This window comes from Ensifer sp. (assembly GCF_035999185.1).
In the GTDB taxonomy this organism is placed as follows: Bacteria; Pseudomonadota; Alphaproteobacteria; order Rhizobiales; family Rhizobiaceae; genus Ensifer.
Genome location: NZ_DASYHB010000133.1, coordinates 1 through 18,904, shown reverse-complemented (window position 1 = coordinate 18,904; position 18,904 = coordinate 1). Strand labels below are relative to the sequence as shown.

8 protein-coding genes are annotated in these 18,904 nt (G+C 63.4%); 3 read left to right on the top strand and 5 right to left on the bottom strand.

Annotated elements, in window-relative coordinates:
- Window positions 1-21: 21 nt before the first annotated feature.
- From VGO04_RS17495 to hglS, 3 genes are all read right to left on the bottom strand, one after another.
- Window positions 22-1,554, bottom strand: a complete 1,533-nt coding sequence (locus VGO04_RS17495) for an aldehyde dehydrogenase family protein (RefSeq protein WP_327497243.1) — start codon at window positions 1,552-1,554, stop codon at window positions 22-24.
- Between the two features lie 90 nt (window positions 1,555-1,644).
- A complete protein-coding gene (locus tag VGO04_RS17490) occupies window positions 1,645-3,066 on the bottom strand; it encodes an FAD-binding oxidoreductase (RefSeq protein WP_327497242.1) in 1,422 nt (473 codons plus the stop codon).
- Window positions 3,067-3,076: 10 nt separating this feature from the next.
- Window positions 3,077-4,477: a 2-oxoadipate dioxygenase/decarboxylase HglS gene (gene hglS, locus VGO04_RS17485; RefSeq protein ID WP_327497241.1), complete on the bottom strand. Its 1,401-nt coding sequence runs from the start codon at window positions 4,475-4,477 to the stop codon at window positions 3,077-3,079.
- A gap of 113 nt (window positions 4,478-4,590) precedes the next feature.
- On the opposite strand from hglS, the gene VGO04_RS17480 reads away from it, so the two are divergent.
- The 3 genes from VGO04_RS17480 to VGO04_RS17470 all read left to right on the top strand — a co-directional run bounded on the left by VGO04_RS17480 (window position 4,591) and on the right by VGO04_RS17470 (window position 15,874).
- Complete coding sequence (locus VGO04_RS17480; protein ID WP_327497240.1) at window positions 4,591-5,484, top strand: LysR family transcriptional regulator; 894 nt, start codon at window positions 4,591-4,593, stop codon at window positions 5,482-5,484.
- A 360-nt stretch (window positions 5,485-5,844) separates the two neighbouring features.
- On the top strand, window positions 5,845-14,469 hold the full coding sequence (gene ndvB / locus VGO04_RS17475) for a cyclic beta-(1,2)-glucan synthase (RefSeq protein ID WP_327497239.1): 8,625 nt from the start codon (window positions 5,845-5,847) through the stop codon (window positions 14,467-14,469).
- Window positions 14,470-14,719: 250 nt separating this feature from the next.
- Entirely contained in the window at window positions 14,720-15,874 is a 1,155-nt protein-coding gene (locus VGO04_RS17470; protein ID WP_327497238.1) for an OpgC family protein, read from the top strand.
- Between the two features lie 138 nt (window positions 15,875-16,012).
- Here VGO04_RS17470 and VGO04_RS17465 read toward each other — a convergent pair whose 3' ends face one another.
- Together VGO04_RS17465 and VGO04_RS17460 are read right to left on the bottom strand one after the other, a co-directional pair.
- A complete protein-coding gene (locus tag VGO04_RS17465; protein WP_327497237.1) occupies window positions 16,013-16,645 on the bottom strand; it encodes a LysE family translocator in 633 nt (210 codons plus the stop codon).
- 154 nt (window positions 16,646-16,799) lie between these two features.
- Window positions 16,800-18,557: a glucan ABC transporter ATP-binding protein/ permease gene (locus VGO04_RS17460; protein WP_327497236.1), complete on the bottom strand. Its 1,758-nt coding sequence runs from the start codon at window positions 18,555-18,557 to the stop codon at window positions 16,800-16,802.
- Between the last annotated feature and the right edge of the window lie 347 nt (window positions 18,558-18,904).

Genomic DNA, 18,904 nt, shown 5'->3' with positions numbered 1-18,904 from the left:
TTACCTACTCAGGAGCGCCGGTTATTCGATGTCGAACGACACGCCCTGCGCCAGCGGCAGAGCCTTCGAATAGTTCACCGTGTTGGTGGCGCGGCGCATGTAGGCCTTCCACGAGTCCGAACCGGATTCGCGACCGCCGCCGGTTTCCTTTTCACCGCCGAATGCGCCGCCGATTTCAGCGCCCGAGGTGCCGATGTTGACGTTGGCGATACCGCAATCCGAGCCGTCGACGGCGAGGAAGCGTTCGGATTCCTGCATGTCGCGGGTGAAGATCGAGGACGACAGGCCGGCTGCGACCGCATTGTGGTCGTCAAGAACGGCGTCGAAATCGCTGTACTTCATGACGTAGAGGATCGGTGCGAAGGTTTCTTCGAAGACCGGGCCGGCCTGCTTGGGCATTTCGACCAGAGCGGGCTTGGCATAGTAGCCGTTGTCGTAGCCGAGTTCGACGCGTTCGCCGCCGGTGACGCTGCCGCCGTGCGACTTGGCTTCAGCGATCGCCTTCTGCATGCCGTCGAAGGCAGCCTTGTCGACCAGCGGGCCGACCAGCGCGGTCGATTCCAGCGGGTTGCCGACCGAAACCGAACCGTAGGCCTTCTTCAGGCGCGGCACGAGCTGGTCGTAGACGCTTTCATGCACGAAGAGGCGGCGCATGGTGGTGCAACGCTGGCCGGCGGTGCCCATGGCGCCAAACGCGATGGCGCGCAGCGCCATGTCGAGATCGGCCGAGGGGCAGACGATGCCGGCATTGTTGCCGCCGAGTTCAAGGATGGCGCGGGCGAAGCGCTTGGCAAGGCGCGGGCCGACGTCGCGGCCCATGCGGGTCGAGCCGGTGGCCGAGACCAGCGGAACCTTCGGGTTGTCGACGAGGACTTCACCGATGGCGCGGTCACCGATCAGCACCTGCGACAGGCCTTCCGGCGCATCGCCGAAGCGGGCGACGGCACGCTCGAAGATTGCCTGCGAGGCAAGGGCGGTGAGCGGGGTCTTTTCCGACGGCTTCCAGACGACCGAGTTGCCGCAGACGAGCGCCAGCGCCGTGTTCCACGACCAGACGGCGACCGGGAAGTTGAAGGCGGAGATCACGCCGACAACGCCGAGCGGATGCCAGGTTTCCATCATGCGGTGGCCGGGGCGCTCGGTGGCGATCGTCAGACCGTAAAGCTGGCGGGAAAGGCCGACGGCGAAATCGCAGATGTCGATCATTTCCTGGACTTCGCCGAGGCCTTCGGAGGTGATCTTGCCGGCTTCGATCGAAACCAGGCGGCCGAGGTCGGCCTTGAACGCGCGCAGTTCTTCGCCGAGGAGGCGGATCAGTTCGCCGCGCTTCGGGGCCGGAACGAGGCGCCAGGCCTTGAAGGCTTCATGGGCCTTCTCGATCTTGGCGGCGGCTTCCGCGGCCGAAACCGTCTTGAGGTTGCCGATCTTCTCGCCGGTGACCGGGCTATAGGACGGCATGTCGCCGCCGGTGTAGAGTTCCTTGGCGACGCCCATCTTTTCGAGAAGCGCTGCGGCTTCCTTGGTCACGTCGACTTTCTTGGTTGCGATGTTCATGGTCTGACTCCCGTCTTATTGGTTTGGATCATTCGTTGGAGCGGAATGCGGGCGGAAAACCGCATACACTTTTCCTCATTCCGCTCTGGGCTATCCGAAGCGCACGCTGCCGAGTTTTCCCGGCGAGGTGAGCGTCTTCAGGCCTGCGGCCATGTCCTTGAGTTTGTCTGGTGTATAAAAGTCGTAATAGGCCTGATTGCGGCGGCCGATCGCGTGTTCCGCGCTGAAGCTGCCGTGATACTCCTCGACGGCGACGGCGAAAACCCATTGGCGCAGCCGCGGCTCGAAAGTCTCGTCCTTGAGGAGCTCGCTGTCCTTCGGCACGACGAGGTTGAAGTGCACGCCACCATCGCCGATATGGCCGAAATCGCAGACGGTCACATCGGGGAATTTCGAGGGCATTTCAGCCTTCATATGGTCGCAGAAAGCCATGATGTCACCCCGGCGGAAGGAGACGTCGAAGGCGATCAGCTTGCCCAGGTGCTTGACGCCCTCGGACAAAGCGTGGCGCAGCGCCCAAATCTCGTGCGGCGGGCCGACGAACGCATCGGCGAGCGGCGCTTCCTCCATCTCCCAGATCTCGGCCAGCGCCGTTTCCAGCACCGCGTCGAGCGATTGCTCGCCCTCGCGCGGCGCCCAGGTGCGGCTGATCTCGGCAAGGATGACGTAGTCAGGGACCTGGCCAGCCTGGAACGGGTTCTTCAGCGACGGCACATGGGCAAAGGCCGCTCTGACGGAATTGCTAGACATGCCCTCAAAGGCAGAGAGATAGGCGCCAAGACGCTCTTCCATGGCGCGCAGCAGCGGCAGGACATGGGCGCCGCTCGCTGGAACGAGCAGAGCCGTCGCGGTCTGCTGCGGCAGGCGTTCGAGGTTCAGCACGCATTCGGTGATGATGCCGAAGGCGCCCGAGGTGCCGACGAAGAGCTGCTTCCAGTCGATGCCGGTGTTGTTCTTGCGCAGGTCGCTTTGCAGGTCGAGAACGGTCCCGTCCGCGTCTGCAAGCACCACCTTGAGGCCGAGCGTGTTGCGGCGCACGTCGCCATACTTCAGGAAGCGCGAACCGCCCGTGTTGGTGGCGATCATGCCGCCGATGCGCGGGTCGGCGCCAAGGTCGATTGGAAAGAACAGGCCGTGCTCTTCCAGCCGCCGGTTGAGATCGGAGAGCCGGAAACCGGCATCGAGACAGACCGAGCGGTTGTCGAGGTCGAGTTCGAAGCGTTTCGCCAGCCGGTCGAGGCTGAGGACGGCTTCATCACCCGATTGGTCCGGGGTCGAGCCGGAAACGAGGCCGGTGTTGCCGGATTGCGGGATCAGCGCGATGCCGTTTTTCACACAGTAGGCAACGACAGCGGAAACTTCTTCGGTCGTCGCCGGCCGCAGCACGAGCGACGTCCGGCCGCGATCGTAGCGCGCGCCGGTCTCGTAGGCATCCAGATCTTCCGGACGCGTGACGACACCCTTGTCTCCAAGGATGTCGCTCAGCGCGTCGATGTGCAGTTGATCGATCATCAGAGAAGCATCATTCCGCAGCGATGGCGCCGGTCAAGGCCTGGATGCAGCTTTCGATCGAGGCCTGTTCGATACCGGCATAGTGGTCGAACTCGTTAAGTACGGTCGCGCCGAGATCGGTCTCGAAACGCTTCTGGTTCGGGCTTGCAACGAAATCCTGCTGCGCGCCGTCGCCGAGGTTCGACTGGAAGATGCCCGCGGCGCTGACCGGCAGGAAGTCTTCATACACGATCGCGTCGAACTGGACGAGGCCATCGGCGATCAGCGCTTCGATGTCGCGCTTGGCTGAAATTCCGGTCTTGCGACCCTTCTCCGTCAGCGAGTAGCTGAAATAGCCGAGACCGGCCTCGCGGATGCCTGCCCAGGTGTCCGGGAAGGGTTCGAAAGCCCCGGCAAGGGCGGCTTCGTATTCGCGGGCGTTGGAGCCGTCGGCGGCCGGGCGGACGATCTTGCGCGAGGCGTCGAGCAGATCGTCATAGAGCGCGCGGCCCTTCGGGGTCAGCGCGATGCCGCGTTGTTCGATCTCGCCGAAACGGGCCGTGTGCGAACCTTCTTTCCAAGCGCCGTCGGCGTCCTTGAAGGAGACTGGCTCTTCCAGTGCCTTGAAAGACGTCTGGCGCAGAAGGATCGGGCACTTGCGGGTCGGCGGGCCCTCGACCACGGCCTTCGGCGCGATGTCGTATTCCGGCATCAGCGCCTGCACTTTGTCGATGTCGAGCGTGCGCGGCGTCAGGTGGTTGATGTGCGGACCCTTGAAGGAAACGACGTCGGCAATCAGGCGGTGGGCGTCGTGGAGGCGCTTGTACATGTCGGCGCTGACATTGGCCTTGTCGTGCCAGCGGAAGGTTTCGAGCACTTCCGAAACGAAACGCTCGGCATCCGCCTTGTCGAGGCCACCCTCGCGCTCGGCCTTTTCAGCGAGCTCCACGGCACCGTCGGTGAAGATGCGGCGTTCGGCGAGGATCACGTCCGCTTCGGCGCGCAGTGCTTCGTCGGCAATGAGATCGAGGCGCAGCAGCGAGGTGAAGACGCGGAACGGGTTGTGCTTCAGCGCGGCATCGCCAACCGGGCGGAAGGCCGTCGAGTGAACCGGAACACCGGCGGTCGACAGGTCGTAGTAGCCGACGGGATACATGCCCATGACGGCGAAGACGCGGCGCATCATCGAAAGCTCGGCCGGGGTGCCGAGCCGGATCGCGCCGTGGCGCTCTTCGGAGATGCGGTCGAGCGAATCCGTCGCGTCGAGACGCTCTTTCAGCTTGGGGTGGGCGGCGAGCGTATCGGCGTTCACCTTGGCGACCAGCTCCATCAGCGTGCCGTAGGCCGGCACCTCTTCGCGGTACATGACCGACATGGCTGCGGAAAAGGCCGAACGGATGTCGTCGGCGGATACGAAACTATTCTCTTTCACTGGGGCTCGCCTCGCGCTATGGGTGAAGGACAAGGTCATTCTCATTTCGGATCATATTCGATCGAACTGGCCATTGATCGCGTTGCTTCCGACTATGTTGATGCGAGGGCGGAATGAAGTTAAGCCGCAGACTGGTTCCCGACGTGACGACGCTGCAGGCGTTCGAGTGCGCGGCCCGACATGGCAGCTTTACCCAGGCCGCAGCCGAACTGAACCTCACGCAGAGCGCGGTCAGCCGCCAGATCAAGGATCTCGAAAACCAGCTGGGCGTGCTGCTCTTCGAGCGCGTGCGCCAGCGTGTGATCCTGTCGGATGCCGGCCAGAAGTTCCTGCCGGAGGTGCGCCGCCTGCTCAACCAGACGGAAGAGCTGATGGTGCGGGCCATGGCGTCTGCCCGGGCGGACTCGACGCTGTCGATCGCGTCGCTGCCGACCTTCGGCAGCCGCTGGCTCGTGCCACGCCTTCCCGATTTCCTCAAGCGCCATCCGGACACCGTGATCAACATCGCCTCGCGTTCGGCGCCGTTCGATTTCGAGGAGCAGAATTTCGATCTCGCCATTCACTACGGCCAGCCGGTCTGGGCGCGCGCCACCTGCAGCTATCTCTGCAGCGAAATCATCGTGCCGGCGGCAAGTCCGACCATGCTGGCAGCTCACCCGGTCGAGGCGCCTCAGGATATCGTCACCGGCCCGATGCTCCATCTCGCCACACGGCCGAAGCTCTGGGCGCAATGGTTCGAGGCCAACGACATGGATGGGAGGGGTGCCTATCGCGGCAACCGTTTCGATCAGTTTTCGATGGTGATCGAGGCGGCGATCGCCGGGCTCGGCTTTGCTCTTCTGCCGCGCTATCTGATCGAGCAGGAACTTGCGGACGGAACCTTGCGGATCGTGCTTGATCGGCCGATGCAGACGGAAAACAGCTACTATCTCGCCGTGCCCGAGGGCAAACTCGAGAACCCGATCAGCCTCGCTTTTCGCGAATGGATCACCGAACAGGTGGGTTGAGCCGGTCGGCGCTTTTCTTCAAATCGAAGGAACCTTCCTCGCCCCTTCACGTTTCGCCTTGTCTGCCATCCGCGATGAAGCTTGAGAAGGGGCGTTTGAGAGAGCTGTATCGAAGTGCCAAGGGGGTCCGCACTGCGGCCGGCATCGGCCTGAAACGACTGTGCGCAAATCGTCCAAACTTGTATGAGCAATCCTTGCAAGCTGTTGGCACCACGGCTAAAAAATGCCATTTTCATGCATCACCGCGGCCTTGAAAATCAATGCGCCGCCGGCTTTGCGATCTCCGATGCCCAGTCGCGGGCGGTGCCTGTTACCGCCAGGTCCCGGTTTTCCGGGAGATGACGGTGGATGGGAGGACACATGACCGTGTCTAGCAATGCGCCGGCTCAGCCTGATTTCTCAGGGCCACAGCCAACCCGGACCCCCACCGAGGGCCGGGCCGATCAACCCCGGTTGGATTCAGAACCCGTACCCATGCAGCTTCAAACTACGCCGCCCACCTCTCCGCGCGAACCGGAAGCGAAGCAGATCGACTATAACGATTCGATCCGCGCAACCTTCTTCTCGATGGACGATCTCCGGCAATCCGGTGAGGACCTCGCACTGAAGGGCGTCTCGTCTCTGCCGGGCTTCTTCCCGTTCGAATTCCGTCCGCGGCATCGCGAAAACGAAAACGAGATTTTGCGCGTCTATCGTGCGACGGCTGCGGACGTTGAGGCGGGAGCGACGATCACGCCGGCCGCCGAGTGGCTGCTCGACAACCATCACGTCGTCGAGGAGGCGATCCAAGAAGTCCGTCGCGATTTCCCCCGCCGGTTCTATCGCCAGCTGCCGACGCTTTCGGTTTCGGGAACCGTGATCCCGCGCACCATGGCGCTTGCCTGGCTCTATGTCGCGCATACGCACAGCACGGTGACGCGCGAAAGCGTCACGGCGATCGTGGAAGGTTTCCAGAAGCACGATACGTTCAAGATCGGCGAGCTCTGGGCGTTGCCGTCCATCCTGCGTTTCGTGCTGATCGAGAACCTGCGGCGCATCGCGATCCGCGTCGAGCGTTCGCGCGGCATGCGCCGCAAGGCCAACGACGTCGCCGACCAGATCGTCCGTTTGAACGACCCGGAAAAATCCCGGACCTTGCTCGCCGAGTCGGAAGCAATGGCCGCCGACAACACCTTCGTCGCGCAGTTGCTCTACCGCATGCGCGATGGCTCGCAGACTTCGGGCGCGGTCATCGCCTGGATCGAGGAGCAGCTTGAAAAGCGCGGCAGCGACGTCGAAAGCGCGCTGGTCGCCGAGCAGAACCGCCTCTCGTCCGGCAATGCGACGATGAGCAACATCATCCGCAGCCTGCGCGAGATCGACGACACCGATTGGGCCGTCTGGTTTGAGAGCGTCAGCAAGATCGACGCTGCACTGCGCGAAGGTACGGACTACGCCTCCCTCGACTTCGGCTCGCGCAACAAATACCGCGACACGATCGAGAAGCTGGCGCGCCGCTCCGGCCACAGCGAATACGAAGTGACCCAGATCGCCGTCGAGATGGTGCGCGAGGCGGAAGACGCGGCCAAGACCGAGGCGCCGCTGCAGGAACCGAACGTCGGCTCCTTCCTTGTCGGCAAGCAGCGCAAGGTACTGGAAAAGAAGATCGGCTACCGGCCGTCCGTGCTGCAGACGATCATTCGCCTCAGCCGCAAGCTCGACTGGTTCGCGATCGCCGGACCGAACATCCTCCTGACGATCCTCGCGATGATCGCCGTCTATTCCTTCGTCAGCCCGATGGCGATCCCGAGCGGGGCGAAGCTGATCATGCTGCTGCTCTTCGCGCTGCCGGCGTCCGAAGGTGCGATGGGTCTCTTCAACACCCTGGTGACGCTGTTCGTCAAACCGTCCCGTCTTGTCGGCTACGAGTTCATCGACGGCATTCCCGAGCACGCCCGCACGCTTGTTGCCGTGCCGTGCCTGATATCCAAGCGCGACCATGTCGACGAACTGGTGCGCAATCTCGAAGTGCATTACCTCGCCAATCCGCGCGGCGAGATCTACTTCGCGCTCGTCAGCGACTGGGCCGACAGCAAGGTCGAGGAGGCAAGCACCGATACGGACGTCCTCGACTACGCCAAGCGCGAGATCGCCCAGCTCTCGGCGCGTTATGCCTATGACGGCAAGACGCGTTTCTACCTGCTGCATCGCCGCCGCCTCTACAACGAGCAGGAAGGCGTGTGGATGGGTTGGGAGCGCAAGCGCGGCAAGCTGCACGAGCTGAACATGCTTCTGCGCGGCGACCGCGACACGTCGTTCCTGCAGGGCGCCAACACGGTGCCGGAAAACGTGCAATACGTCATGACGCTCGATTCCGACACGCGCCTGATGCGCGATGCGGTGACGAAGCTCGTCGGCAAGATGTACCATCCGATCAACCGTCCGGTGGTCGATCCGAAGACCCAGGACGTGATCGCCGGCTATAGCCTGCTGCAGCCGCGCGTGACGCCGTCGCTGACCACGGGCAGTGAAGCATCGGCCTTCCAGCGCATCTTTTCGGCCAACCGCGGCATCGACCCTTACGTCTTCACCGTCTCCGACGTCTACCAGGACATTGCCGGGGAAGGCAGCTTCACCGGCAAGGGCCTCTACCATGTCGACGCCTTCGAGGCGGCGCTCAAGGGCCGTATCGAGGAAAACGCCGTTCTCAGCCATGACCTGCTCGAAGGGTCCTACGTGCGCTGCGCGCTGGTGACCGACGTCGAGCTCGTCGAGGATTTCCCGACCCGCTACGAGGTCGAGATGTCGCGCCAGCATCGCTGGGCGCGTGGCGACTGGCAGCTGCTGCCGTATATTTTCAACTTCTCGAACGGGCTGTCGATGCTCGGCCGCTGGAAGATGTACGACAACCTGCGCCGTTCGTTGATCCCGCTTGCCTGGCTCATCGCATCCGTCATGGGCTGGTACTACATGGAGCCGACCGAAGCGCTGATCTGGCAGATCGTCCTGATCTTCAGCCTGTTCGTGGCTCCGACCCTGTCGCTGATCAACGGCCTCTTGCCGCGCCGCAACGACATCGTCGCTCGCGCACATCTTCACGCCGTGCTGACCGAAGTCCGTGCCGCCAATGCGCAAGTGGCGCTGCGCATCGTCTTCATCGCCCACAATGCGGCAATGATGTGCGACGCGATCGTGCGCTCGCTCTACCGCACCTTCGTCAGCGGCAAGCTGATGCTCGAATGGCGCACGGCCGCGCAGGTGCAGAGCGCCGGCCACGGCACGATCGGCGACTATTATCGCGCCATGTGGATCGCGCCCGCACTGTCGGCGATCTCGCTCGCGCTTGCGGCTATCTCCGATACAGGCCTGCCTTTCATTGGCATTCCCTTCGCCCTGCTCTGGGCGCTGTCTCCGGCGGTTGCCTGGTTCGTCAGCCAGTCGGCCGAAACCGAAGATCAGCTCGTCGTTTCCGACGAGGCGATCGACGAGATGCGCCTGATCGCGCGCCGCACGTGGCGTTACTTTGAGACCTTCGTGACCGCCGAGCAGCACTTCCTGCCGCCGGACAACTTCCAGGAAACACCGCAGCCGGTCCTGGCAGAACGGACCTCGCCGACCAATATCGGCGTCTACCTGCTGTCGGTTATCTCGGCGCGCGATTTCGGCTGGATCGGCTTCGAGGAGACGATCAACCGGCTGGAACAGACGATCGCCACCATCGACCGGATGCCGAAGTATCGCGGCCACCTGTTCAACTGGTATCGGACCAACACGCTCGAAACCATGGAGCCGCGTTACATCTCGTCGGTCGACAGCGGCAACCTGGCCGGCCACCTGATCGCCGTTTCGTCGATGTGCCGCGACTGGGCCGAAGCGCCGTCGGCGCACGTGCAGGGCAGCCTCACCGGCATCGGCGATGTCGTGGCGATCCTTCAGGAAGTGCTGCACGACCTGCCCGACGATCGCAAGACGGTTCGCCCGCTGCGCCGCCTGATCGAGGAGCGTATCGTCGGCTTCCAGAACGCGCTCGCCGCGATCAAGCGCGAGCACGAATTTGCCTCTATCCGGGTGATCAACCTCGCGGTGCTTGCACGCGACATGCACAAGCTCACGGTCAATCTCGACCATGAGGTGCGCACGCCGCAGAGCGGCGAAGTGACGAAGTGGGCCAGTTCGCTGGTCACCACCTGCGAAGCCCATATCGCCGACGGCGTCTTCGATCTCGGCGCCATCGAGGCCTTGCGCCAGCGCCTGCTGGTGCTGAAGGACCGGGCGCGCGATATCGCCTTCTCGATGGATTTCGGCTTCCTGTTCCGGCCTGAGCGCCGGCTGTTGTCGATCGGCTTCCGCGTCAATGCCAACGAGCTCGACGAGGCGTGCTACGACCTCCTGGCTTCGGAAGCGCGCCTCACCAGCCTGTTTGCGATCGCCAAGGGGGATCTCCCGACCGAGCACTGGTACAAGCTTGGCCGTCCGATCGTGCCGATCGGCGCACGTGGTGCGCTGATCTCCTGGTCCGGCTCGATGTTCGAATACCTGATGCCGCCGCTGGTGATGCAGGAGCGGCAGGGCGGCATCCTCAACCAGACCAACAATCTGGTCGTGAAAGAACAGATCAACCACGGTCGTCGTCTCGGCACGCCCTGGGGCATTTCGGAAGCAGCCTTCAACGCGCGCGACCACGAACTCACCTACCAGTACACCAACTTCGGTGTGCCGACGCTCGGCCTCAAGCGCGGCCTCGGCCAGAACGCGGTCATTGCGCCCTACGCCTCGATCCTTGCCTGCATGTACGATCCGAAGTCGGCGCTCGCCAACCTCGCACGCCTTCGCGAAGTCGGTGCGCTCGGCGCCTATGGCTACCACGATGCCGTCGACTTCACGCCGACGCGTGTGCCCGAGGGGCAGAAATGTGCTGTTGTCCGCAACTACTATGCGCACCACCATGGCATGTCGATCGCGGCCGTTGCCAACGTCGTCTTCAATGGCCGTCTGCGCGAGTGGTTCCACGCCGATCCGGTGATCGAGGCGGCTGAATTGCTGCTGCAGGAAAAGGCGCCGCGCGACATCCCGATCATGAATGCCAAGCGCGAGCCGGAATCGGTCGGCAAGGGCCAGGACGACCTCCTGCGTCCGGAAGTCCGCATCATCGAGAATCCGCTGGCACAGGATCGCGAGACCGTGTTTCTCTCCAACGGCCACTATTCGGTGATGCTGACCGCCAATGGCGCCGGCTATGCCCGCTGGAACGGCCAGGCCGTGACCCGCTGGAAGCCGGACCCGGTCGAGGACCGTACCGGCACCTTCATCTTCCTGCGTGACACGACGACCGGCGAATGGTGGTCGACGACGTCGGAGCCGCGGCGTGCGCCCGGCGAAAAGGTGCTGACCCGCTTCGGCGACGACAAGGCGGAATTCGTCAAGACCGTCGGCGACCTCACCAGCGAAGTCGAATGCATCGTTGCGACCGAACATGACGCCGAAGGGCGGCGGGTCATGCTGCTCAACACCGGCACCCAGGATCGCTTCATCGAAGTGACGTCCTATGCCGAACCGGTGCTTTCGACCGATGAGGCCGACAGCGCCCATCCGGCCTTCTCGAAGATGTTCGTGCGGACGGAAATCAGCCGTCGCGGCGACGTCATCCGCGTCAGCCGCAACAAGCGCAGTTCCGGTGACCCGGACATGGAGGTGGCGCATCTCGTCACCGACAATGCCGGCAGCGACCGCCACACGGAAGCCGAGACCGACCGCCGCCGCTTCATCGGCCCGGGCCGCACGCTGGCGGAAGCCGCAGCCTTCGATACGGATTCGGTGCTGTCGGGAACGGACGGCTTCACACTGGACCCGATCATGTCGCTGCGTCGCGTCGTGCGGGTTCCCGCCGGCAAGAAGGTCAGTGTCGTCTTCTGGACGATCGCAGCGCCAAGCCGTGAGGAAGTCGACCGGGCGATCGATCGCTATCGCCATCCGGAAACCTTCAACCAGGAACTCATCCACGCCTGGACCCGCAGCCAGGTGCAGATGCGCCATGTCGGCGTGACGTCGCAGGAAGCGGCGAGCTTCCAGATGCTCGGCCGCTACCTCGTCTATCCGGACATGCACCTGCGTGCCGATGCGGCGACGGTGCAGGCGGGCCTCGATTCGCAGACGAAGCTGTGGCCGCTGGCGATTTCCGGCGACTACCCCATCTTCTGCCTGCGCATCAACGACGACGGTGATCTCGGCATTGCCCGCGAAGCGCTGCGTGCGCAGGAATATCTGCGCGCCCGCGGCATCACCGCCGACCTCGTCATCATCAACGAGCGGGCCTCGTCCTATGCGCAGGACATGCAGCATGCGCTCGATTCCATGTGCGAGAACCTGAGGCTGCGCGGTCTCTCCGACGGCCCGCGCCAGCACATCTTCTCGGTGCGCCGCGACCTGATGGAAGCGGAGACATGGTCGACCCTGCTGTCGGCGTCGCGCGCCGTCTTCCACGCCCGCAACGGCACGATCTCGGACCAGATCGCCCGCGCCAACTCGCTCTATTCGCCGGTCCCGGTGAAGGGCGAGAAAAGCAGCGAGTTCGTCGGGCCGCTACTGGCGGCGCCGCAGGAGAACGGGGAAGTCACCCCGGCTGAGATCAAGGGTGATGGCCTTTCCTTCTGGAACGGCTTCGGCGGCTTTGCCGACGGCGGCCGGGAATATGTCGTGCGCCTGCGCGGCGGCGAAGCGACGCCGCAGCCCTGGATCAACGTGATCTCCAATGACAGCTTCGGCTTCCACATCTCCGCAGAAGGCGCTGCCTATTCCTGGAGCCGCAACTCGCGCGACTACCAGCTGACACCCTGGACCAACGACACGGTTATCAACCGTCCCGGTGAAGCGATCTTCATTCGCGATATGGCGAGCGGCACCGTCTCGACACCCTATGCGGCGCTGTCACGCCGTCGCTCCGTCGTCTTCGAAACGGCGCACGGGCTCGGCTACTCGACCTTCCGCAGCACCCAGGACGAGCTTGAAATCGAGGCCACCCAGACTGTTCACCGCAGCCTGCCGGCCAAGCTTATCCGCGTGTCGATCCGCAACCGTTCGGCGTCGGCGCGGCAGCTCAGGCTCTATGGCTACAATGAGTGGGTGCTCGGCAACAACCGTGCCCGCTCGGCGCCGTTCGTCCTTTCCAAATGGGACGAAACCGCCGAGGCGCTGGTGGCGACCAATCCGTATAGCATCGACTTCTCCGGTCGTTCCGCCTTCTTCGCCGTTGAGGGCGGGGAGGCTGCCGGCCACACGTCGAGCCGACGGGAGTTCCTGGGCGCGATCGGCGGCATCCTGGTGCCGCAGGCGGTTGTCTCGGGCGCTGAACTGTCGGGGTCTATCGACGTCGATGGCGACCCTTGCGCGGTGCTTGCAACCAACATCACCATCGAGCCCGGTGCCGAGCGCCAGGTCACCTTCATTCTGGGTGATGCCGACACCGAAGACCAGCTCCGTGCTGTCGTCGGCGAGCTGCGTGAAACCGCGTTCGACACGGTGCTTGAGGCGAACAAGTCGTTCTGGCGCGATTTCACCGACATCGTGAAGGTGGAAACGCCGGATCCGGCCTTCAACGCCATGATCAACCACTGGCTGCCCTATCAGAGCCTCGGCTGCCGCATCATGGCGCGCTCGGCGTTTTACCAGGCAAGCGGTGCCTTCGGCTTCCGCGACCAGCTGCAGGACACGCTGGCCTTCCTGATCCATCGTCCGGAGCTTGCCCGCGCGCAGATCCTCAATGCTGCGGCTCGGCAGTTTACCGAGGGTGACGTGCAGCACTGGTGGCTGCCGGGCACCGGTGCGGGCGTGCGCACGATGATCTCGGACGACGTCGTCTGGCTCGCCCATGCCGTGACCCGTTACAACACGGTGACCGGCACCTCCGATCTTCTGGCCGAGCGGCTCCCCTTCATCAAGGGACCGGCGCTGGAGGAGGGGCAGCACGATGCCTTCTACAAGCCGGAGATCTCCGAGGAGATCGGCGACATCTACGAGCATTGCGCCCGGGCGCTTGATCTCGCGATCAAGCGGACCGGCGAGAACGGCCTGCCGCTGTTCCTTGCCGGCGACTGGAACGACGGCATGAACCGGGTTGGCGAGAAGGGCCAAGGCACGAGCACCTGGCTGGGCTGGTTCCTGGCCGGGACGCTGCGCGGTTTCCTGCCCTATGCGCGTGAGCGCAAGGACGAGGCCCGCGTCACCCGGTGGGAGGCGCATCTCGAGGCTCTCAAGAAGGCGCTCGCGACGGCCGGATGGGATGGCGACTACTACCGTCGCGGCTACTACGACGACGGCACGCCGCTCGGCACCAGCGAGGCGCTGGAATGCAGGATCGATTCGATCGGCCAGTCCTGGAGCGTGCTCTCGGGCGAGGGCGACGAACAGCGTTCGTTGAAGGCGATGGATGCGGTCATGGCCGAGCTGGTCGATCCCGACCAGCGCATCGTACGGCTATTCACGCCGCCGCTCGAACGGTCACCGCAGGATCCGGGCTACATCAAGGCCTATCCGCCCGGCGTACGCGAAAACGGCGGGCAGTATACCCACGCTGCCACCTGGGTGGCTCTCGCCTTTGCCGAGCAGGGCAGGGCGGAAGAGGCCTGGCGTGTGTTCCAGATGCTGAACCCGATTTCACATGCCGACAGCCGCGAGGCGGCCGAGCACTACCGCGTCGAGCCCTATGTGGTTGCCGCCGATATCTACGGCGAAGGCGACCTGGCGGGCCGCGGCGGCTGGACCTGGTACACGGGTTCTGCAGGCTGGCTCTACCGCGTTGGCATCGAGGGTATTCTCGGTATCCGCAGGCAGGGCGACAGGCTGGTCATTCGGCCGGTGCTGCCGGCCGCCTGGGACGGCTACTCGGCGGAAGTGACGCTTAACGGCGCTCGGCACAAGATTTCGGTCAAGCGCGACGAGAAAAGTGGCGAGCCGATCGTCAGCATCAACAATAGTGTCACAAAAAACGCGCATGAAGGCATTTTGCTGTAGCGGCCGGTCTTGATGACAGGATGAAACCGGCTTTGTTTCCGCAAGGGCAAGGCCGGTTTTTTCTTTGCGGACCTGCCGGCGGCACGACCTCGAAGGCCGGGTTCGTGTCATTTCAAGCTGCTGCGACCGCGCGCGTTGTGCGGTGCCGCTCCTCATGGTGCCGGCCATTCCGCTCGTTTGACGGTATGGGCCGCCGGCGCCCGTTTCAACAGGGATGGGGCGGGGCGCCAAATCCTGGAAAACGGACTGCATGCTGCAAAAGACTTTTCAGGGCGACGTACACTCTACGGTCGCCCGAATGGTTCCGAGGGAGCGTGACGCCCGCCTCGACGTGTTCAGGGCGCTGTGTCTCTTGACGATCTTCGTCAATCACGTTCCCGGACAATATCTCGAATATCTGACGCACAAGAACTTCGGCTTCTCGGATTCGGCCGAAGCCTTCGTTCTGATCTCCGGCCTTTCGGTCGGTCTCGCCTATGGCGCCACGTTCGTCGCCGGCGGGCGGCTGGCGATGACGCTGAAAATCTGGCGCCGGGCGCTGGCGCTCTACATCGCCCATATCATGACCAGCATCGTCACGCTGGCGATCTTTGCCGGCGGCGCGCTCTATTTTGGCCGGCAGGACCTGATCGGTGAAATCAACATCCGGCCAATGGTGGAACAGACGGAGCAGGGTATCGTCGCCATGGTTCTGCTCGGACACCAGCTCGGCTACAACAACATCCTGTCCATGTACGCGGCGCTGTTCCTGATGCTGCCGGTCGTCCTCTGGCTCAACGGGGTCAGCAAGAAATTGCTGTTGCTGTTATCGGCCGCCTTGTGGCTGGCCGCCGGCATCTACAAATTTGTGCCGTCGAACTTCCTCGACGAGGGCTACTGGTTCCTCAATCCCTGGTCCTGGCAGTTCCTGTTCGTCATCGGCGTCGTCTCGATGACATCAGTGCGCAACGGCAGGACCTTGCCGCGGTGGCGCTGGCTGATCGCGCTTTCGGCCCTCTATCTCGTGGTCTCGGCGGTCTGGGTGCTGTTTTCCTTCTGGAGTATCGACCTCTCCTTCGGCCTGCCGGCGGTTCTCACCGGTTTCGACAAGACGTTCCTGTCGTTGCCGCGGCTGCTGCACGTGCTGGCAATCGCCTACATCATCGTGGTGACGCCAAGGATCAGCAATCTTGCGAAGCTCGATCGCGACCATCCGCTTGCCGTCGTCGGCCGCCATTCTCTGGCCGTTTTCATCTTCGGCACGATCCTGGCGATGGCGGGGCAGGTGCTTCTGTTCGTCACCGGGCGCAATCCCGTCTTTGGCAGCCTCTTCGTGCTTGCGGGCATCGGGCTGCATTTTGCCTATGCCTACTATCTCGAATGGTTGAAGGGGCTGACGGCAGCCAAGCCGCTGCGGGCGACGTGAGGCACGCCGCCCCGCTGTTTCGGTCGCCTTGGCGCTAAAGCGCATTGCGATCTTTCAGATACGCCTTTCGCGCTTTAGGTCTTTGATTTCGCGCATGTCGTTGTCGCAAAACCGCTGCACACTTTTGCGCGACATGCTTTAGTTCCTAGCGCCGAGCGCAAGCCGGCAGGCCAGCCCTGCGAAGACGCCGGCGAGCAGGTACTGCGGCAGCTTCGGGAAGCGGCTGAATCCGGACAGACGCCGGCGGATATGGCTGCCTGCAAGGATGACCGATCCGTTCACGACAAGCCCGATCCCGTTCAATATCGTTGCGAGCAGCAGCATCTGCAGGACCATCGAGCCGCTGTCGGGTTTCACGAATTGCGGGAACAGCGCCAGCACGAAGAGTGCCATCTTCGGATTGAGGATATTCGTCAGCAGGCCCTCCGCGAAGATCCTCCGGCCTGAAAGCCGCTTAAGTGTCGAGATCGGGGAGCCGCCCGCTGCGTCCGCGCGGATCGTTTTCAAGGCGAGATACAGCAGGTAGGCGCAGCCCGCCCAGCGCACGATCTCATAGGCAATAGGCACGGTCAGGAAGAGCTGGGAAAGCCCGAGTGCTGCGGCGAGCGCGTGGCCATAGGTGCCGAGCGCGATGCCGGCATAGGTCAGAAACCCGGCTGCACGCCCCTGGCTGACGCTACGCGACGCAATCAACAGCATGTCGGGACCGGGCGTGGCGGTGAGCACCAGGCTTGCGGCGGCGAAGAGTGCGATGGTGGAGATATCCGGCATTGGTGATTCCCTTGGAATTGAAGCCGGAATTCCGCTCTATCAAGTTTCACGGAAATGACAAGCCGCTTGGCGGGCCGCGTCGAATGGCCGGAAACAAAAAAACCACCCGCCTTGCAGCGGGTGGTTTCGATGTGTTTGAACTTGGGCGAGCGACTTATGCCGCCGTGTGGCTCATACGGACGTCCTCGTCCGTCAGGATGCCGCTGGCGCGAAGGAGCGCTGCAAAGCGGCCGTTGCTCTGGCTGAGCTCGTTGAAGCCGCCCATCTCGACGATCCGGCCCTGATCCATGAAGATCACCAGGTCGGCTTCGCGCACCGTCGACAGGCGGTGGGCGATAATGAAGGTCGTTCGGTTCTTGCGAAGCGCATCGATCGCATCCTTGACACGGGCCTCGGTCTCGACGTCGAGGGCGCTGGTCGCCTCGTCGAGCACCAGGATCGGCGCGTTCTTGAGGATCGCGCGGGCAATCGCCACACGCTGGCGTTCACCACCCGACAGGCGGTTGCCGCGTTCGCCGACCACCGTGTCGTAGCCGGTCGTGCGGCCTTCGATGAAGTCGCAGGCGGCGGCAGCCTCGGCGGCGGCCATGACTTCTTCGATCGTCGCATCGTCACGGCCGAGACGGATGTTGTCCGAGATCGAACGGTTCATCAGGCCCGCATCCTGGAAGACGGTGGCGATCGAGCGGCGCAGCGACTTGCGCGTCACCTTCGAGATGTCGTTGCCGTCGATCAGGATCTGGCCGTCACGCGGCTCGTGGACGCGTTGCAGCAGGTTGACGAGCGTCGTCTTACCGGCGCCGGTCGGGCCGACGATGGCGATCGTCTGGCCGGCCTTGGCCGTGAAAGAGACGTTGTGCACGCCCTGGTTCGTGTTGGCAAAGTCGAAGGAGATGTTGCGGAACTCGACCTCGCCAGCAACAGCCGGAAGCTCGGTGGCACCAGCCGGCTCGTCGCGTTCGCGCACGGCGTCTTCCAGCGTGAAGAAGTCCTCAAGCTTGGCGCGGGCTTCGAAGATTTGCGTCACGAAGGCCTTCATCTGGTCGAGGCGACCGATCAGAAGGTTGGCAAAGCCGATGAAGGCGATGACTTCGCCGACGCCGAGTTCGCCGCGCTGTACCAGCACGGTGCCGATGACGAGGATGGCCATCATCGAGATGGTGGAGGCGACGCGGTTCAGACCGCTTGCGAGCGCCCACCAGTCGAGCACCGGGAACTGAGCGGAGATCAGCCGTTCGGTGAACTTCTTCAGCTCACGGGTTTCAGCCTCGATGCGGTTGTAGCTGTGCACGACCGAGACGTTGCTGATCGCGTCGGACACGTGGGAGAAGACCGTGTGGTAGTGGTTCTCGACGGAGGCCTGGCCCTCCTTGGTGCGGCTCATCACCACCTTGCTGATCATGACATAGGCCGCGCCGAGCACGAGGAGCACGAGCGAGAGACGCACGTCCATGGCAAAGGCGGTCGGAATAAGCAGCATCAACGCAACAGCAGTGGCCAGATGCTGGCGCATGAATTCCAGCCAGAGACCGAACAGGGTTTCGCAGGCGCGCAGCAGCGTGTGCAGCGCGTTCGACGTCCCGCGCTGGCTATGCCAGGCGAGCGGCATGGAAACGATACGGCCGAAGGCTTCCGTCAAAAGCGTAGCGCGGCGGCCATGGGCCAGCCGGTCCGCCTCGCGGGCGACCAGCACGAAGGCGACGGTGTTGAAGACGCCGAGACCTGCCCACATCAGCAGCATCGGCGTGACTTCGCCTTTCGACGAAATGGCGTCGATGATGCGGCCGAACAGGATCGGTTCGGCAATCGTGATTGCCGCCAGAATGACGTTGGCGAGAACGATCGCCGACACACGGAACTTGTGGACCGCAAGATAACTGAGCGCTCTTGCATACACCTGGAACAATGACACTTGTCTCACCCCTTCCGGGTACCGGATTTGACGCGCCGCAGTCCTTCTGCGGCGGATGCACCCGCGTCCTCGAGGCTTTCAGTGACGGGTCTTGGGACCGCCGTTCGAGCACTCGGGGCCGCGCTGAGACGGTCTTTTGCGGCGCAGGGAAGCCTTCGTCGGACGCATGGACAGCCACTCGTTTTCCCGTTTCCGCGCGCGAGCGTGCTTGGCGAGAATATTCATAGTCTGCTATCTGTCGTGCCAACTCCGATTTCTTGCATATTTCGCATAAGACCGGGCGTGGTATGACGGATTATCGCGGGTGCAACATGAATGGTCGCTGAACGGTGCCTTTATGTCCGGAT

Excerpts from the sequence above, each read along its gene's own strand:
- ndvB (WP_327497239.1), top strand. The coding sequence starts at position 5,845 with ATGACCGTGTCTAGCAATGCGCCGGCTCAGCCTGATTTCTCAGGGCCA.
- VGO04_RS17490 (WP_327497242.1), bottom strand. The coding sequence starts at position 3,066 with ATGATCGATCAACTGCACATCGACGCGCTGAGCGACATCCTTGGAGAC.
- VGO04_RS17480 (WP_327497240.1), top strand. The coding sequence starts at position 4,591 with ATGAAGTTAAGCCGCAGACTGGTTCCCGACGTGACGACGCTGCAGGCG.
- VGO04_RS17465 (WP_327497237.1), bottom strand. The coding sequence starts at position 16,645 with ATGCCGGATATCTCCACCATCGCACTCTTCGCCGCCGCAAGCCTGGTG.
- VGO04_RS17470 (WP_327497238.1), top strand. The coding sequence starts at position 14,720 with ATGCTGCAAAAGACTTTTCAGGGCGACGTACACTCTACGGTCGCCCGA.
- VGO04_RS17495 (WP_327497243.1), bottom strand. The coding sequence starts at position 1,554 with ATGAACATCGCAACCAAGAAAGTCGACGTGACCAAGGAAGCCGCAGCG.